This is a genomic window from Methylosoma difficile (assembly GCF_054657615.1).
In genome coordinates this window covers 306,107-320,501 of sequence record NZ_BAAHYJ010000002.1, presented here as the reverse complement: position 1 = coordinate 320,501, position 14,395 = coordinate 306,107, and the positions used below count along the sequence as shown (strand labels likewise).

Here is a 14,395-nt window from a genome sequence, read left to right as displayed (position 1 = left end):
TGATTTGCTAGCTAATGAGTGTTAAGCGGTTTGATTCATCAAATCGATGAAAGCATCAAATAAAGATTCCACATCATGTGGACCAGGACTCGCTTCAGGATGGCCTTGGAAGCTAAACGCCGGAACATCAGTGCGGCGAATGCCTTGTAAGCTGCCGTCGAATAAAGAACGGTGCGTGGCAATCAGGTTTTCCGGCAAGCTGGCTTCGTTGACCGCAAAGCCGTGGTTTTGGCTGGAAATCATCACATGACCCGTGGCAATGTCTTGCACAGGATGGTTGGCACCATGATGTCCGAATTTCATTTTTTCGGTTTGTGCGCCGCTGGCTAAAGCCAATAATTGATGGCCTAAGCAAATGCCGAAGACGGGGATTTTTTCCGCCAAAATGGTTTTGATGGCTTCAATTGCGTAAGTACAAGGTTCTGGATCGCCAGGGCCGTTGGATAAGAACACGCCATCGGGATTCATTGCCAATACTTCAGAGGCAGGTGTTTTGGCGGGTACGACGGTGACGCGGCAACCGCGATTAACCAATAAGCGCAGGATGTTGCGTTTGACGCCAAAGTCATAAGCAACGACATGTTTGGTCAAGTTTTCGCCGGTTTGATGTCCATTTTTAAGCGTCCAAGTGTTTTCTGTCCACTCGTAGGCAGCAGCGGTGGTGACTTCTTTTGCCAAATCCAAGCCTTTAAGACCTGCAAATCCGGCAATGGCCGCTTCGGCAGTGGCAATATCCACTTCTTCACCGGCAATAATGGCACCGCGTTGTGCACCTTTGTCGCGCAAAATGCGCGTCAGTTTGCGGGTGTCAATGTCGGCAATGGCAACGACGTTGTTGTCTATCAAATATTGCTGCAAGGTTTTTTCGCTGCGCCAGTTGCTGGTCAGCAAAGGCAAATTGCGGATGACCAAACCACTGGCAAAAACGCCTGTTGATTCGTCATCTTCGGCGGTTGTGCCGACATTGCCGATGTGCGGATAGGTCAGCGTGACGATTTGCTGGGCATAAGAGGGGTCGCTAAGGATTTCCTGATAACCCGTCATGGCAGTGTTAAACACCACCTCACCTACTGAACTGCCGTCCGCGCCAATCGACACGCCGTTAAAAACTGTACCATCTTCCAAAACTAATAAAGCTGACTTAGCCAAACGCGTTACCTCAAATATGCAAAACGGGATGAACCCTAAGTGGATTCCATCCCGTCATTAAAATTCTTTCCCTAATTTTACGGAATTATGCCGTTTAGGTCATTACAATTTTTACCCTGTTTGATACGAATGCCTATTCTTGCTGATAGGCGTTCATCGCTTGCCTGACGGCTTTAATGCGTAACCGCCGTATCGCTTCACCGATTTGGGGGCCTTGCAGGCCACTCTTTGAAATCGACGAGGTATCAACCGACTGTAAGGCGGCGGCAATGCGACTTAAATATCTAACCTGATTATAATCCCTTGTTTCAAAACCTGTTCTACCCTTTGCATCGGCCTCGCAAGCCAGCAAAAACAGCGCAAAGTTATTTTTGGGTTTTGTCACACCTAAAGCAACCATCATATCGACAATTGTGCTGGCACGTAAATCAAACACCCGATGGCAGTGGGTGTGGTATTGCATAACTTGCAGCGCCAACACGCGAAATGAATTCGGCACCCTTAATCGTTTACAAAATGTTTCCAAAATGGGCAGGCCTGCATTTTCATGCCCATAGTGATGGGGCAAGTTATCTTTGGGCGATAGGGCCTTGCCCAAATCATGCACTAACGCGGCAAACCGGACTTCGGGATTGTCCGACAACAGCACCGCTTGTTGCAAACTCATTAAACTGTGGATGCCGGTGTCAATTTCAGGATGATGCTGTTCGGGTTGTGGTACGCCAAATAAGGCATGTATTTCAGGGAAAATCTTGGCTAATGCGCCACAGGCATTTAAGGTTTCAAAAAATGCGGCAGGGGTTTGCTCGTTCAAGGCTTTGAACAGTTCCGCCCAGACCCGTTCGGGGACAAGGTAATCCACCTCACCCGCTTCAACCATCTGCTGCATCATCGCGCGGGTTTCTTCCGCCAGTGTAAAACCTAAATGGGCGTAGCGGGCAGCGAACCGTGCCAAGCGTAAAATACGGACAGGATCTTCGGCAAATGCAGGCGAGACATGGCGAAAAATACGCTGCTGTAAATCTTGCTGCCCGCCGTAGGGGTCTATCACTTGCCCGTCTTCGTCCAATGCCATGGCATTGATGGTCAGGTCACGGCGCAGCAAATCTTGCTCAAGGCTAATATCTGGTTCGGCATGGATGACAAAACCTTTGTAGCCAGGCGCGGTTTTACGTTCCGTTCTGGCAAGGGCGTATTCTTCGTTGTTATCAGGATGCAAAAACACCGGAAAATCCTTGCCGACCGGGCGAAAACCCTGTGCCAACATGGATTCCGGCGTTTCGCCAATAACCAACCAATCGCGCTCAATAACCGGATAGCCTAACAATTGATCGCGGACTGCGCCGCCAACCAGATAAATTTGCATTTGTCACTCATTCAATAATTTTGGCTTTAGAATAACATAATGGTTTTAAGTTGCGGCTGACATCAATAAAGCTACCTAAGTTATTTGCCAATTGCCAATCCGAACCAACTTTCGGCTTCTTTAAAAACTTTATCAGGGAAACCCCATGTTAGACATCATTATCGCCAGCGCTTGCTTAGGGCTTGTTGCCGGTTTATTGGCAGGCCTTTTTGGCATTGGCGGCGGCTTGGTCATTGTGCCAGTGCTGGCTTTTGTATTTACTGCACACGGTTTTCCCAGCGAGCTGATTATGATGATGGCGATCGCCACATCGCTGGCGACCATCATCTTAACGGCATTATCATCCATCTACACCCACCACCGGCTCGGTGCGGTATTGTGGCAAAAAGTGTTCAAGCTCAGCCCGGGCATAATTGTTGGCACCGCTATTGGGGCTTTTTTAGCCAAGCAACTCTCGACTGACGGCTTAAAGCTATTGTTGGGCGTATTTTTGGTTTATGTGGGTTTGCAAATGGCGCTGCAATTCCAACCTAAACAAGGCCGGAAAGCCCTGGCGGGTTTTTGGGATTTTTTTGCTGGCAACGTCATCGGCCTATTGTCGGCAATGGTGGGCATCGGCGGCGGCACGCTCACCGTACCCTATTTGCTTTACAACCAACTGCCTATGCGCAATGCCGTCGCCATTTCCAGCGCTTGCGGCTTGCCGATTGCCATCATCGGCACCCTCAGCTACACCTGGCTGGGGCAAAATACGCCGAACCTGCCGTCCTGGAGCCTTGGCTATATTTACTTGCCTGCCGTATTAGGCATCAGTTTAACCAGCATTTTTACCGCCCCCGTTGGCGCATGGCTTGCCAACAAACTGCCCGCCAAACAATTGAAGCGTTATTTTTCGATATTGCTGCTGGTGATGGCGGTTAAGTTGCTGATCTATTGACCGTGTTTTGCCATTTTGGCTAATACAATAAAAAAACACTTGTAAATCTTATAGTTGTTAAAAATAACCGCTACTCATTAGACGCAATTGCCTATATAATGCTCGGCTGATTGTTCATCCGTTAAAGGCAAGCAAATGGATATTAAAAACTACATGCAAACGCTGGGCGCTCAAGCCAAAGCCGCTGGACGCGTATTAAGCAAAGCCGACACTGGCCTAAAAAACGCCGCGTTATTAAAAATAGCCGAAGCTATCGCCAACCATGCCGATCACTTGGTGGCAGAAAACCAAAAAGACTTGGCTGCCGGTAAGCTTAACGGCCTCGATGCCGCTTCACTTGACCGCCTGACCTTGTCGCCCAAAGCCCTCAACACAATGATTGAAGGCTTAAAACAAGTCGCCGCCCTGCCCGACCCGATTGGGGAAATCACCGGCTTAAGTTACCGGCCTTCCGGCATTCAGGTGGGACAAATGCGCGTGCCTTTAGGTGTGATCGGCATCATTTACGAATCGCGCCCCAATGTCACGGTCGATGCCGCCGCCCTGTGCCTTAAATCGGGCAACGCCTGTATTTTGCGTGGCGGTTCGGAAGCCATCCATTCCAACCAAGCTATTGCCGCTTGTATTTTAGAAGGTTTAAAAGCCGCTGGCCTGCCCGAACATGCGGTACAAATTGTAGCCACCGCCGATCGCGCTGCCGTTGGTGAATTAATCACCCTGAAAGACTATGTCGATGTCATTGTGCCACGCGGCGGCAAAAGCCTGATTGAACGCATCAGCAACGAAGCCAGCATTCCGGTCATTAAACATTTGGACGGCATCTGCCATGTCTATATCGACGACCAGGCCGACATCGCCAAAGCCGTCGCCATTGCCGACAACGCAAAAACCCATCGTTATGGCGTCTGCAATGCCATGGAAACCCTGTTGGTCGCCGAAAGCATTGCCAGTGAGGTGTTGCCTTTATTGGCGGAAATCTACCAGCAAAAAAATGTCGAACTGCGCGGCTGCGCCAAAACCTGTTCGTTAATCCCCAGCTGCGTGCGCGCTACCGAAGCCGATTGGCACACCGAGTACCTTGCGCCCATTTTATCGATCCGCATTGTTGACGGCATTGACGAGGCGATTGCCCACATCAACCGCTACAGCTCGGCGCATACTGAAGCCATCATTACCGAAAACTACACCTTGGCAAGGCGTTTCTTGCGCGAAGTGGATTCCAGCTCGGTGATGGTCAACGCCTCGACACGCTTTGCCGATGGCTTTGAATACGGTTTGGGTGCAGAAATTGGCATCAGCACCGACAAGTTGCATGCGCGCGGCCCTGTGGGTTTGCACGGCCTGACCTCGTTGAAATTTATTGTGTTGGGCGACGGACATATCCGCCAATAAATGATAGGGGTTTTTGGCGGTACGTTTGATCCTATCCACTACGGGCATTTGCGCTCGGCAGTGGAAGTGAAAGAGCTGTTCGGCCTTAACGAAGTGCGGCTGATCCCCTCCGCCCAACCGCCGCACCGTGGGCAGCCCAGCGCATCAGCCGCGCAACGTTTGGCGATGCTGCGTTTGGCAATCACCGGACAGACAGGGCTACTTGCCGACGACAGGGAAATGGTACGGGGCGGCAAATCGTACATGATTGATACACTGCAATCTTTACGTGAAGACTATCCGCATCTGCCCATCCTGTTATTTATCGGCACCGATGCGTTCAACCATTTGACCACTTGGAAAAATTGGCAACAATTGTTCGATGTCGCCCATGTGGTGGTCATCACGCGGCCCGGTTACAGCCCGCAGTTGCTGGATCCTTTTTTTAAAGGCAAGCACACGCCAGAGCGCTGCCAATTGTCGGAAAACCTCGCCGGTAAGTTATACTTTCAGGCCATTACCCCACTTGATATTTCTGCAACCGCCATCCGGCAACAGGTTGCCGAGCATCGGAATCCGGCGTTTTTATTGCCAGATACCGTCATTGCTTATATCAGACACCACAAACTTTACCAAAACCATTGATTAGCTTAGGAAATTGAATGCAGACTGAAGCATTGTTGAAAATCGTCCAAGACGTACTGGACGAGCGCAAAGGGCTTTACATCACCACCCTCGATGTACGCAACAAAACCACATTTACCGATTACATGGTGCTGGTCACCGGTACATCAGACCGCCATTTAAAATCGATGTGCGATTATGTCGCCAGCCAATGCATTGAAAATGGCCTGCAACCGCTAGGTATCGAAGGCGATTTGGGTTCGGATTGGATTTTGTTGGATATGGGCGACGTGATTGTCCACGCCATGACCGCGCAAGCACGCGAGCATTACCAATTGGAAAAATTATGGTCGGTTGACGCGCCTAAAACCAGCGAACAATTGGCTGGCTAAGCGGCTTAAGGGCTAAGGAACAGCACTTGACCCGCTCCTTTTTGCTGAGGACGGGCAATTGCAAGCCGAAGCCCGCCCTCTTATCGAAACATGGGGGCAAACTTGATTTTTAATGGCCTGTGTCCGAATGCAAACTGGCATTCGGGAATATTTGCACAAACACCACGCGCGGGCCGTCCATTTTTTTGATTAAGACATCGAATTGATTAAAAGCAATTTTTTGGTCTTGCGTCGGAATATCACCCAACTTCGCCATAATCAAACCACCCAACGAAGCGGTGTCTTCCAAATCCAGCGCCTCGTTTTCAATATCAATCCCTAAAATCCTTTCCAGCGAGAAGATCGGCAAACTGCCTTTAACGAATAAAGAGCCGTCATCAAAACGAGCCCAATCGTTGTTGTTATGGCGGAATTCGTCTTTTATCTCGCCGACAATCGCGCTGAGCAAATTGTCCAGCGTAATAAAGCCTTGTGGCTTTTCGCCTTGCCGTCCAATCATGGTGAAATGTGATGCGCCAGTGCGGAAATGCCTGACCAATTCCATGGCTGGCGTCTGCGGTGACACGTATTGGATAGGCCGCAAGTATTTTTCTAAATTATCAATCACCTGCAATTGCTGTTGCGCCAAAAACAAATCCTTTAAGTGGATCACACCCAAGACATCAATGCCGTTGGCGGCAAAATACGGGTAGCGGCTAAAACGGGTTTTGTATACGGTTTCCAAATTTTCCGCCAAGGCTTTGGCTTGGTACAAGGCGGTCACTTCATGCAAGGGGCGCATTAAGTCAGAGACTTCCAACTCGCTGAAATCCAAGGTTTTTGCCAAGATATTCCATTCGTCGCGGTTAAAACGTTCGCTGGCGCGATTACTGCGTAGGATAAATTTTAATTCTTCGGCAGAATAACTGGCATCATGCCCATGACCGCCCGACAAGCCCATCACATACAGCACCAAATTGGCGCTGTTGTTCAGCAACCAAATCGCCGGAAACATCAGCCAATAAAAACCATACAACGGCACGGCACCCAGCAAAGCAATGGCTTCCGGACTGCGGATGGCTAAGGATTTGGGAGCTAATTCGCCGACGACAATATGCAAGAAAGAAATGGTGGAAAAAGCAATGGCAAAAGAAATGCCATGCAAAAGTTCGGGCGAATTAAGCGTCATCTGTTCAAGCAGCGGTTCTAACAAACTGGCAAAAGCCGGTTCCCCCACCCAGCCCAAACCCAATGAAGCCAAGGTGATGCCGAGCTGGCAAGCCGACAAATAAGCATCCAGTTTGCCGTGGACTTTTGCCAAGATGCGCCCGCGCCAACCGTGTTTTTCGATAATGGCACGCAGCCTTGTCTGCCGCAACTTAACCAAGCCGAATTCGGCTGCCACAAAAAAACCATTGAGCACTACCAAAAACAGCGCAACCAAGACTAAAAAAAGATTGTTCATCGTTTGAAAATGAGTGAAGACAGGCTGCGTTTATATCATAAGCTGCAGCCGTTTCGGGAAATTTATTACGGGTTTGGTGTGTGAAACAACACCGGTCGGAAGGATATGGCGAGGTATTACAATCGGGCAAAATGCGCAAACAGCCTGCGATAATGCCCTCGCTTAAACTAAAACAATTAGGTTCCGCGATAATAACCACCGGTAGAAGCGGTTTTTTTGTTGGCTTTTTTATCTTGTTTTTTGGTTTCTTTAACGGCGACTACCGTTGGTTTTTTTTTGGCAGCTTTGGCATCCGGCTTCTTCGCGGATTTATTGACAGCAACCACATTGGTTTTGGCGGCTTTTTTCGCTTGTTTGGGTTCGGGTTTGGCAGCCACGACTGGCAATTTTTTTGTCGGCTTGGCAACGACAGGCAAAACCTTAGGTTTTGGCGCTGGCTTTGGCAATGCGACAGGCATGGGCGCCGGCTCGACCGTTGCACCTTCTAGCGGCGGCAAACGCTCATAAAGCGCAATAGGATCACCGGTCAATTCGGTTAAGGCTTTGTTTAACGCTTCTTGATCGAAATCAGGAAAATCTTCTTTGGTCGCTTTTTGGATCAACGACAAGGCTATTGCATAACGTTGCTGTTGGCTCATCTCATCACCTTCCAAATCGGGATGGGCTTCGATGTATAAAACGTTATCCAACCAACCCACTTTAACGGGCTGTTTAATCAAGTACACAGGCGTACCCACATCAACTTGACCGTACAAGGCTTGAATATCTTCAGGATACATACGCACACAGCCGTGGGTAATCTGCATACCGATGCCGTAAATCTTGTCAATATCCGTGCCGTGGATTCGGTATTCGCCAGGCAAGTTCAGATATAAAGCATACGCGCCTAATGGATTGTGCGGGCCTGGCGGAACGATCTCCGGCAACGGGTCGCCATTGGCGGCGTGTTCGCGGCGGATGGATTCGGGCGGATGCCAAGCGGGATCTTTTACTTTTCGGGCCACAGAGGTTTTGCCCAATGGCGTTTTCCAATCTTGCCGACCGACACCGTGGGCAAAGGAAATGACTTTGCCAGGGTTGTTGCGCGGATAGTAAAACATGCGGTATTCGGAAATGTTCAGAACAATACCATCGTGCGGCGCATCAGGCAAAACACGTTTGTTAGGTAAACGCACCGATTGGCCTGGCTTAACCAACCAGCGGTCTACATTGGGGTTAATCCGGACCACTTCCATTTGCCCCAACAAATAATCTCTGGCGACATCCAACAATGTTTGTGAATGGGCGACTTCAATGGTGGCTTGCTCATCACTGGGAAATTGTTCGACAACACTATCGCCAGGATTTGGCGGCAAGTTATATGTTGTCGCTAAGGCGTTGCCGCCGTTAGCTAAAAATAAAAATAGGCTGGCGATAATAATATGGTTTTTCATTAATAATGCTTCTCGTGGGGAAGATACAAAAATGCGGGTAACGGGGTGCGGTCAGTCAATGCTGGCGGTCGTCAAAGACTGCCCTGAGTGATGGTTTGTTGGCATTTTACCACGCAAGTTGCGAATTAACCATTTTTCGGTCCAAGTTTACTTGCCAACGGCTTGATTTGTTGGATATAAATGCATCACCCTAGCTGTCTGAGAGGTGAATGGTTAAAAAAATTCCAATTCCGTGCAAGTTTTACCTATTTATAGTTTGCTGGGCTATAATCCAAAAAAACGCTATTGCAAAGCCCATCAATCCATCATCTTTCCGGCTTATTGCCAACATCAGCAAAAATAATCAACCACTTACCCACTTTAAAAGCCGATTAACCTCTTAACCGCCACCTGCTTTTTAATAGTTGCCACTTTTCCTGAATTTAACTGCCTTTTAGGAGCTTCCATCTATGTCGTTGCCATTATTCCGCACCAAACCCATAAGCCCCGATGATGATTCAGACCACGCACTGCACCGTTGCCTGTCCGCTTGGGATTTGGCCTTTTTGGGCATAGGCGCGATTATCGGTACGGGCATTTTTGTGCTGACCGGCATTGCCGCCGCCACCCAAGCCGGACCTGCGGTGATTTTGTCGTTTATCATTGCTGGTTTTGCCTGCGCCTTTGCGGCCTTGTCCTATGCGGAATTGTCCGCCGCCGTGGGCGGTTGCGGCAGTGCCTATGGTTACAGCTATGCAGCGTTTGGTGAATTGTTCGCCTTTATCATCGGCTGGGATTTGCTCTTGGAATACGGCATTTCCGTCGCTGCTGTTGCTAACGGCTGGGCAGGTTATTTTTGCAATGCGTTAACGGCAATTGGTTGGCCGATGCCTGACATGCTGACCAAAGCCCCCAAGCTTGGTGGACTTATCAACCTGCCCGCCAGTCTGATTATCTTAATGTTGATGGGCTTGCTGATTATCGGCGTCAAGCACAGCGCAAGGGTCAATAACGTGATGGTAGTGGTGAAGCTCATCACCATCAGCATTTTCATTGGCGTTGCCGTGTTCAACGTCAACCCCGACAACTGGCAACCCTTTATGCCTTTTGGTTGGTTTGAAACCTTGCCCGACGGCAAAACCACCGGCGTCTTGGCGGGCGCATCGTTAGTGTTTTTTGCTTATGTCGGTTTCGATGCCGTCTCTACCGCTGCCGAAGAAGCCAAAAACCCGCAAAAAGATTTGCCGTTCGGCATTGTCACATCGCTTGGATTTTGCACCTTGATTTACATTGCGGTCTCGGCCTTGTTGACAGGCGTCGTCCATTACACCGACCTGAACGTCTCCTCGCCAGTGGCCCATGCCTTGACTTTATTGGGCTTCAACTGGGCTTCGGCACTGATTTCCACCGGCGTTATCGCAGGTCTCACCACGGTGATGCTGGTGCTTTATTACGGGCTGACACGGATTATTTTCGCCATGTCGCGCGACGGCCTGTTTTCGCCGATGTTTAGCGTGGTAAACACCAAGACGCAAACACCGGTGCGGGTTATTGTCATTTGCGGAGTCATCATGTCGCTGATTGCAGGCTTTATGCCGCTGGGCGATTTGGCAGAATTGGTCAACATCGGCACCTTAGCCGCGTTTGTATTGGTGTGTTTAGGCGTGATTGTTTTACGGATCACCCAACCCGATATGCCCAGACCGTTCCGCTCGCCGTTTAGTCCGCTGTTCCCTATTCTGGGCATGTTGTCATGCGGCGCATTGATGGCTTTCTTGCCGTCGATGACATGGCTGCGTTTTGTCATTTGGTTGGTCATCGGCCTGATTGTCTATGCGGTCTATTCTTTCCACCACAGCAAATTGGCCTCCGAATAGACCTTCCTGCCATTAAGCCGTGGGTGCCACTTGGCATCCACGGCTTAACCCAACAAAGATTGCCTAAACTTTAGGATTCCAAGTATGCGTTTCATTGCGGACATACTTGCACCACGCATACAACGCGTCATAAATCACAAAACCTTGTGCGAGCAGCGCGTGGTCGTCCTGGTAGTTATGAGACAGGCCGATAGAAATAGCCAATAAACCCGCCGCTTGTGGTGCCAAATCCAACCTATCGGTGTCTGCACTCCGGACAATCACCGCCAAATCCTGCAAGGCAGGATCGGTAAGCCGATACTTATCCAAGAACGCGTCAAAGCTGCACAACTCGCCCACATGACTGAGTTCCACATGGGCAATATCAAACGGGATTGCACCTTGGCGCTCCGCCTCCAACAACACCGCGTCCGCTGGCGCAAAAAGAAATTCCGGTGCGTTATCAATAAAGCGGGCAATAAGCCACGGACAAGCAATCCGGTCAATTTTTGGGCGGGCGCGGGTAATCCACTTCATAGACTTACCTGAAAGGCTACTTGGCAGGTGCCATTTCAAAAATAATCAATTCCGCTTCGCTTTTGCCGATGTTTTCCACCGCCATACGCTCGCCGGTTTCCCAAAACACTTCACCCGCTTTATAGGTTTGGGTTTTGCCCGCCTCGGTGACTTCCAACTGGCCTTTGACCACATAACGTGGGCCTGGGCCTTCGTGGGTATGCCAAGGGGTTTTAAAACCCGGCGCAAAGACAACTTTCATCACTTTGGCGGTAATTTCCGAACTGGGCAAATCGACTTGGTTTTGTAATAAAACCGAACGTTGCATAGCCGGATTTTCTTGGCCTAACGCGTTAAAACTGGCAATCATCAGCAGTGCAGACACGCCTGTTAACAAAGGTTTGATGGCAGCAATTAGCGACATTGTTTTTCTCCGATAGTGGAAGGATGGGGCATAACAAGCTGATAATTCTACCTTAATTAAACGGTTTAAGTTGCTGAATTAAGCTCGTAGGGCAATGGTATGAATACCTCCCACTTATCGGCATTGAGGTGCCAGACTGATAGAATTAATTATCAGACCGCTTAGAGGAGGCGTCCATCATGAATATTAAACGAATAGGAATAGACTTGGCAAAGTAGGTTTTTCGACTTCACGGTGTCGACCACCAAGAAAAAACCGTATTGCGTAAACAGCTTAAGCGCCACCAAGTCCTGGATTATTTCGCTAAGCTGCCGCCCTGTTTGGTTGGCATGGAAGCGTGCGGCAGCTCCCACCACTGCACCCAAAGAGCATAAAAGCGGCTGATCCATGGCGCTAGGTCGGTGCTCAAAGTCGCCAATAAAAAAGACGACCCGCGCAGCCGCTGGCTGCAAGGCTTAGCAGCCGCCGCAACAAGAATATTGCCGCTGTCGCCTTGGCAAAAAAGAACGCCCGTATGGCCTGGGTCTTGTTGGCCAAAGAAACCCATTTCCTGCCGGAAGGCAAACCGTATCAAAAACCCGCTTTACCGATAGACGCCAAACCACTGCCATCATCACAAGCAGTGGGATTGGCAAAGCACCTCCCCCCTTCAAGCATGATCTGACACGCTAAAAAACAGCCGCTATTGGCGTTTATTTTTTAGATTGGTGAGGCACATGTGGTGGTTTAGATTCTTTCAAATCTTTCAAAAAAGGCCATCACATTAGAACGAACAATATCAAAAAATTCCTTTTCACAATCGAATGAAATGCCTGTTAGCCATTCAGGGGAATCCGCAATTGAAAGAGTGATTTCAACATTCAAATGCTCGCTACTATAGAGTTGCTTTAGATATTCTGCATTCTGTCCAAGATTAAGCATTGTTGGGTATAAATTGTAAATATTCTGAAGCCAAACTCGCGTACGAAAAACGAAGTTTTCATTAATGTCTTCAAATATTTCAATTCGAACGAGTTTTTTCTCATTACTTAATTCAACGAAAAATTCATACGACCCAATGAGGCGAAAAATACGCATCTAAAACTCCTTCTCCAAAATATCTGAAATATACTGTGTAGTGCGTAGGTTGGGGTGAGGAACGAACCCCAACACATCCGGACGCATCAATTGTTGGGGTTCCTGACGTCACCCCAACCTACGCGCTACGGGCTAATATATTAATTCGTGATAAATAGCTTTGCCATTTGAATCAAGTTTGTAATAACCACCGCAATATTTTTCTGCGATAGGTGTGGAATATTCGGTTGAAGCATTTATATTTGAAGTAACTTTTGCTTCAAAATTAAAACTATAGTGCGGTTTTTCTTTTCCTGAAAGCATATCAACCATTGATGGAGAACTAAAGTTTGAAACTGTGAGCTCTAATTTAATTCCGCGCAAATTAAACTCACGGCGATGTCCAAACTCAGGATTATTATTGCATGGCCCTAACATCTGCTCAGAAGCAAAACCCCCTCTTGTGTTAAATGTTTTATTAAAAGTCCAGTGTTCAATCCCATTTATTAAGTCTACTCCAATATTACTTTTGTAGAATAATTGACACTTATACATTCCATAATATTCAACACTATCATCGTCTACAGCATCACCATCATTACATCTAAGTTCATATAGTTTTTCTTCAGGGTTTTCTTCTGAAAAAATATTTAGTACAAATTTAGGGTGTTCAGTAGTCACCAGCGAAGAAAGGGATGTAGGTTTTATTTTCGGCCAAATCTTTGGTTTTTCATCTGCACTTAAAACATTAACTACTGCATATAGAAAAAGCACAATGCCAATCTTAGAAAATAAATTCATGTAAATTTCCTTTCATTATGGACATGGACATTGTTTATCATCTGGCACATCAATTGTTGCACTATGAACTCCTGGAGAAATAGCTCGTAGGGCGCAATAGCCGATAGGCGTATTGCGCCTGCTGGAGGCTCATCATCCGGCGGAATACGCTGCGCTATTCCGCCCTACCTTGCTGCCATGAAATTAATAACTTATTATTTTTCAAAAAGATAATTATAGGATGCGCTGATGAACGAAGCGCATCCTATATTTCTACCTTGCTAATTTCAAAATATCTTTAGGTGGCTGGGTGTTTAGAATATCTAAGTATTCCTTATGTGATAAATCAATTAAATATTCATAGTCATTAGCAAGTTTTATAGAGTGCCAGTTAACATTAAATAACCATATACATGATAAAAACACACGATTTGTTCGATCATAAATACGTTCATCAATAGGGGGATAGCTTGTTTTTTGGGCGATTATGTATCCTGCAGGTCGAGTTCCTTTTAAGTGGAATATAATTGCAGTATCAATCAATGAATACCTTTCTTCTTCATCTTTTACTGAAGCATAGTTCCTAAAAAAAACGGGATTTCCATAAAGCGGCATTACTTGATTGGCAGTATCCGGCCAAGCATTTATTGTTTTTACCAACTCAAAATTAAGACTTTTATTGGATCTGAATTCAGTGTGGTAATAACTTAAAACCTTTCCCCAACCTAAAGTTGTCGCTAAAACGTACCGACTTCCATGTTTATCTGTAGCAGCAATAATCTCTGGTCGAAGGTTCTCAAACCCATCTTCTGCTACAAAAACATCCCCTTTTCCTTCAATCAACCATTCAGGACTTATCGAATATTTTTGTTTCAGAGCATTTAGCGTTGTTTCTGAAGCCTGCTTACTCTTTCCATTTGTTAACTGGGTCAATGCAGAGGCGGAAATATTAATTTCTTCGGCAATTTTTTGTTTGGTTTTCTTTGTACGCACTTTTATCAAAAAAAGGACGTGTGATAAGCGATCTGCGAAATTATCCATAATTTACTTAAATATTGGTTAAAAAAT

The 14,395-nt window shown here is 47.5% G+C and carries 14 protein-coding genes and 2 pseudogenes; 7 read left to right on the top strand and 9 right to left on the bottom strand.

The features are described from left to right. Positions 1-21: 21 nt before the first annotated feature. Complete coding sequence (carA, locus tag ACYQ1O_RS06975; protein WP_459990941.1) at positions 22-1,149, bottom strand: glutamine-hydrolyzing carbamoyl-phosphate synthase small subunit; 1,128 nt, start codon at positions 1,147-1,149, stop codon at positions 22-24. A gap of 133 nt (positions 1,150-1,282) precedes the next feature. Beyond that, the gene (locus tag ACYQ1O_RS06970) at positions 1,283-2,515 is read right to left on the bottom strand and encodes a multifunctional CCA addition/repair protein (RefSeq protein WP_459990940.1); all 1,233 of its coding nucleotides are present in this window, start codon (positions 2,513-2,515) and stop codon (positions 1,283-1,285) included. Between the two features lie 145 nt (positions 2,516-2,660). On the opposite strand from ACYQ1O_RS06970, the gene ACYQ1O_RS06965 reads away from it, so the two are divergent. The 4 genes from ACYQ1O_RS06965 (at position 2,661) to rsfS (ending at position 5,839) form a co-directional block, all read left to right on the top strand. Continuing rightward, complete coding sequence (locus tag ACYQ1O_RS06965; RefSeq protein WP_459990939.1) at positions 2,661-3,452, top strand: sulfite exporter TauE/SafE family protein; 792 nt, start codon at positions 2,661-2,663, stop codon at positions 3,450-3,452. Positions 3,453-3,587: 135 nt separating this feature from the next. After that, entirely contained in the window at positions 3,588-4,844 is a 1,257-nt protein-coding gene (locus ACYQ1O_RS06960; RefSeq protein ID WP_459990938.1) for a glutamate-5-semialdehyde dehydrogenase, read from the top strand. Then, complete coding sequence (gene nadD, locus ACYQ1O_RS06955; protein ID WP_459990937.1) at positions 4,845-5,468, top strand: nicotinate-nucleotide adenylyltransferase; 624 nt, start codon at positions 4,845-4,847, stop codon at positions 5,466-5,468. It abuts the gene before it with no gap. A gap of 17 nt (positions 5,469-5,485) precedes the next feature. Then, positions 5,486-5,839, top strand: coding sequence for a ribosome silencing factor (rsfS, locus tag ACYQ1O_RS06950; protein ID WP_459990936.1), 354 nt, complete (start codon positions 5,486-5,488; stop codon positions 5,837-5,839). 109 nt (positions 5,840-5,948) lie between these two features. Here rsfS and ACYQ1O_RS06945 read toward each other — a convergent pair whose 3' ends face one another. Together ACYQ1O_RS06945 and ACYQ1O_RS06940 are read right to left on the bottom strand one after the other, a co-directional pair. Then, the gene (locus ACYQ1O_RS06945; RefSeq protein WP_459990935.1) at positions 5,949-7,283 is read right to left on the bottom strand and encodes a hemolysin family protein; all 1,335 of its coding nucleotides are present in this window, start codon (positions 7,281-7,283) and stop codon (positions 5,949-5,951) included. A 176-nt stretch (positions 7,284-7,459) separates the two neighbouring features. Continuing rightward, positions 7,460-8,716 (bottom strand): L,D-transpeptidase family protein, encoded by a 1,257-nt coding sequence (locus ACYQ1O_RS06940; RefSeq protein ID WP_459990934.1) that lies wholly within the window; start codon positions 8,714-8,716, stop codon positions 7,460-7,462. A 449-nt stretch (positions 8,717-9,165) separates the two neighbouring features. On the opposite strand from ACYQ1O_RS06940, the gene ACYQ1O_RS06935 reads away from it, so the two are divergent. Further along, positions 9,166-10,572, top strand: coding sequence for an amino acid permease (locus tag ACYQ1O_RS06935; protein ID WP_459990933.1), 1,407 nt, complete (start codon positions 9,166-9,168; stop codon positions 10,570-10,572). A gap of 63 nt (positions 10,573-10,635) precedes the next feature. Here the strand turns inward: ACYQ1O_RS06935 and ACYQ1O_RS06930 are convergent, their stop codons facing one another. Together ACYQ1O_RS06930 and ACYQ1O_RS06925 are read right to left on the bottom strand one after the other, a co-directional pair. Then, positions 10,636-11,088 carry a chromate resistance protein ChrB domain-containing protein gene (locus ACYQ1O_RS06930; RefSeq protein ID WP_459990932.1) on the bottom strand — a complete coding sequence of 151 codons (453 nt, stop codon included), beginning with the start codon at positions 11,086-11,088 and terminating at the stop codon, positions 10,636-10,638. A 16-nt stretch (positions 11,089-11,104) separates the two neighbouring features. Next, on the bottom strand, positions 11,105-11,491 hold the full coding sequence (locus ACYQ1O_RS06925) for a cupin domain-containing protein (protein ID WP_459990931.1): 387 nt from the start codon (positions 11,489-11,491) through the stop codon (positions 11,105-11,107). Positions 11,492-11,670: 179 nt separating this feature from the next. On the opposite strand from ACYQ1O_RS06925, the pseudogene ACYQ1O_RS06920 reads away from it, so the two are divergent. Then, positions 11,671-11,847, top strand: a pseudogene (locus ACYQ1O_RS06920) (IS110 family transposase); the annotation flags it as partial. Positions 11,848-11,871: 24 nt separating this feature from the next. Next, positions 11,872-12,053: pseudogene (locus ACYQ1O_RS06915) on the top strand (IS110 family transposase); the annotation flags it as partial. A gap of 164 nt (positions 12,054-12,217) precedes the next feature. Here ACYQ1O_RS06915 and ACYQ1O_RS06910 read toward each other — a convergent pair. The 3 genes from ACYQ1O_RS06910 to ACYQ1O_RS06900 all read right to left on the bottom strand — a co-directional run bounded on the left by ACYQ1O_RS06910 (position 12,218) and on the right by ACYQ1O_RS06900 (position 14,368). Next, positions 12,218-12,568: a hypothetical protein gene (locus tag ACYQ1O_RS06910; protein ID WP_459990930.1), complete on the bottom strand. Its 351-nt coding sequence runs from the start codon at positions 12,566-12,568 to the stop codon at positions 12,218-12,220. Positions 12,569-12,700: 132 nt separating this feature from the next. Then, positions 12,701-13,348 carry a hypothetical protein gene (locus ACYQ1O_RS06905; RefSeq protein WP_459990929.1) on the bottom strand — a complete coding sequence of 216 codons (648 nt, stop codon included), beginning with the start codon at positions 13,346-13,348 and terminating at the stop codon, positions 12,701-12,703. Between the two features lie 252 nt (positions 13,349-13,600). Continuing rightward, complete coding sequence (locus ACYQ1O_RS06900; RefSeq protein ID WP_459990928.1) at positions 13,601-14,368, bottom strand: helix-turn-helix domain-containing protein; 768 nt, start codon at positions 14,366-14,368, stop codon at positions 13,601-13,603. Positions 14,369-14,395: the final 27 nt, after the last annotated feature.

Coding starts and splice junctions, on each gene's coding strand:
- ACYQ1O_RS06940 (WP_459990934.1), bottom strand. CDS start 8,716: ATGAAAAACCATATTATTATCGCCAGCCTATTTTTATTTTTAGCTAAC.
- ACYQ1O_RS06945 (WP_459990935.1), bottom strand. CDS start 7,283: ATGAACAATCTTTTTTTAGTCTTGGTTGCGCTGTTTTTGGTAGTGCTC.
- ACYQ1O_RS06935 (WP_459990933.1), top strand. CDS start 9,166: ATGTCGTTGCCATTATTCCGCACCAAACCCATAAGCCCCGATGATGAT.
- ACYQ1O_RS06970 (WP_459990940.1), bottom strand. CDS start 2,515: ATGCAAATTTATCTGGTTGGCGGCGCAGTCCGCGATCAATTGTTAGGC.
- ACYQ1O_RS06930 (WP_459990932.1), bottom strand. CDS start 11,088: ATGAAGTGGATTACCCGCGCCCGCCCAAAAATTGACCGGATTGCTTGT.
- ACYQ1O_RS06905 (WP_459990929.1), bottom strand. CDS start 13,348: ATGAATTTATTTTCTAAGATTGGCATTGTGCTTTTTCTATATGCAGTA.
- ACYQ1O_RS06900 (WP_459990928.1), bottom strand. CDS start 14,368: ATGGATAATTTCGCAGATCGCTTATCACACGTCCTTTTTTTGATAAAA.
- ACYQ1O_RS06925 (WP_459990931.1), bottom strand. CDS start 11,491: ATGTCGCTAATTGCTGCCATCAAACCTTTGTTAACAGGCGTGTCTGCA.
- ACYQ1O_RS06960 (WP_459990938.1), top strand. CDS start 3,588: ATGGATATTAAAAACTACATGCAAACGCTGGGCGCTCAAGCCAAAGCC.
- nadD (WP_459990937.1), top strand. CDS start 4,845: ATGATAGGGGTTTTTGGCGGTACGTTTGATCCTATCCACTACGGGCAT.
- ACYQ1O_RS06910 (WP_459990930.1), bottom strand. CDS start 12,568: ATGCGTATTTTTCGCCTCATTGGGTCGTATGAATTTTTCGTTGAATTA.
- ACYQ1O_RS06965 (WP_459990939.1), top strand. CDS start 2,661: ATGTTAGACATCATTATCGCCAGCGCTTGCTTAGGGCTTGTTGCCGGT.
- rsfS (WP_459990936.1), top strand. CDS start 5,486: ATGCAGACTGAAGCATTGTTGAAAATCGTCCAAGACGTACTGGACGAG.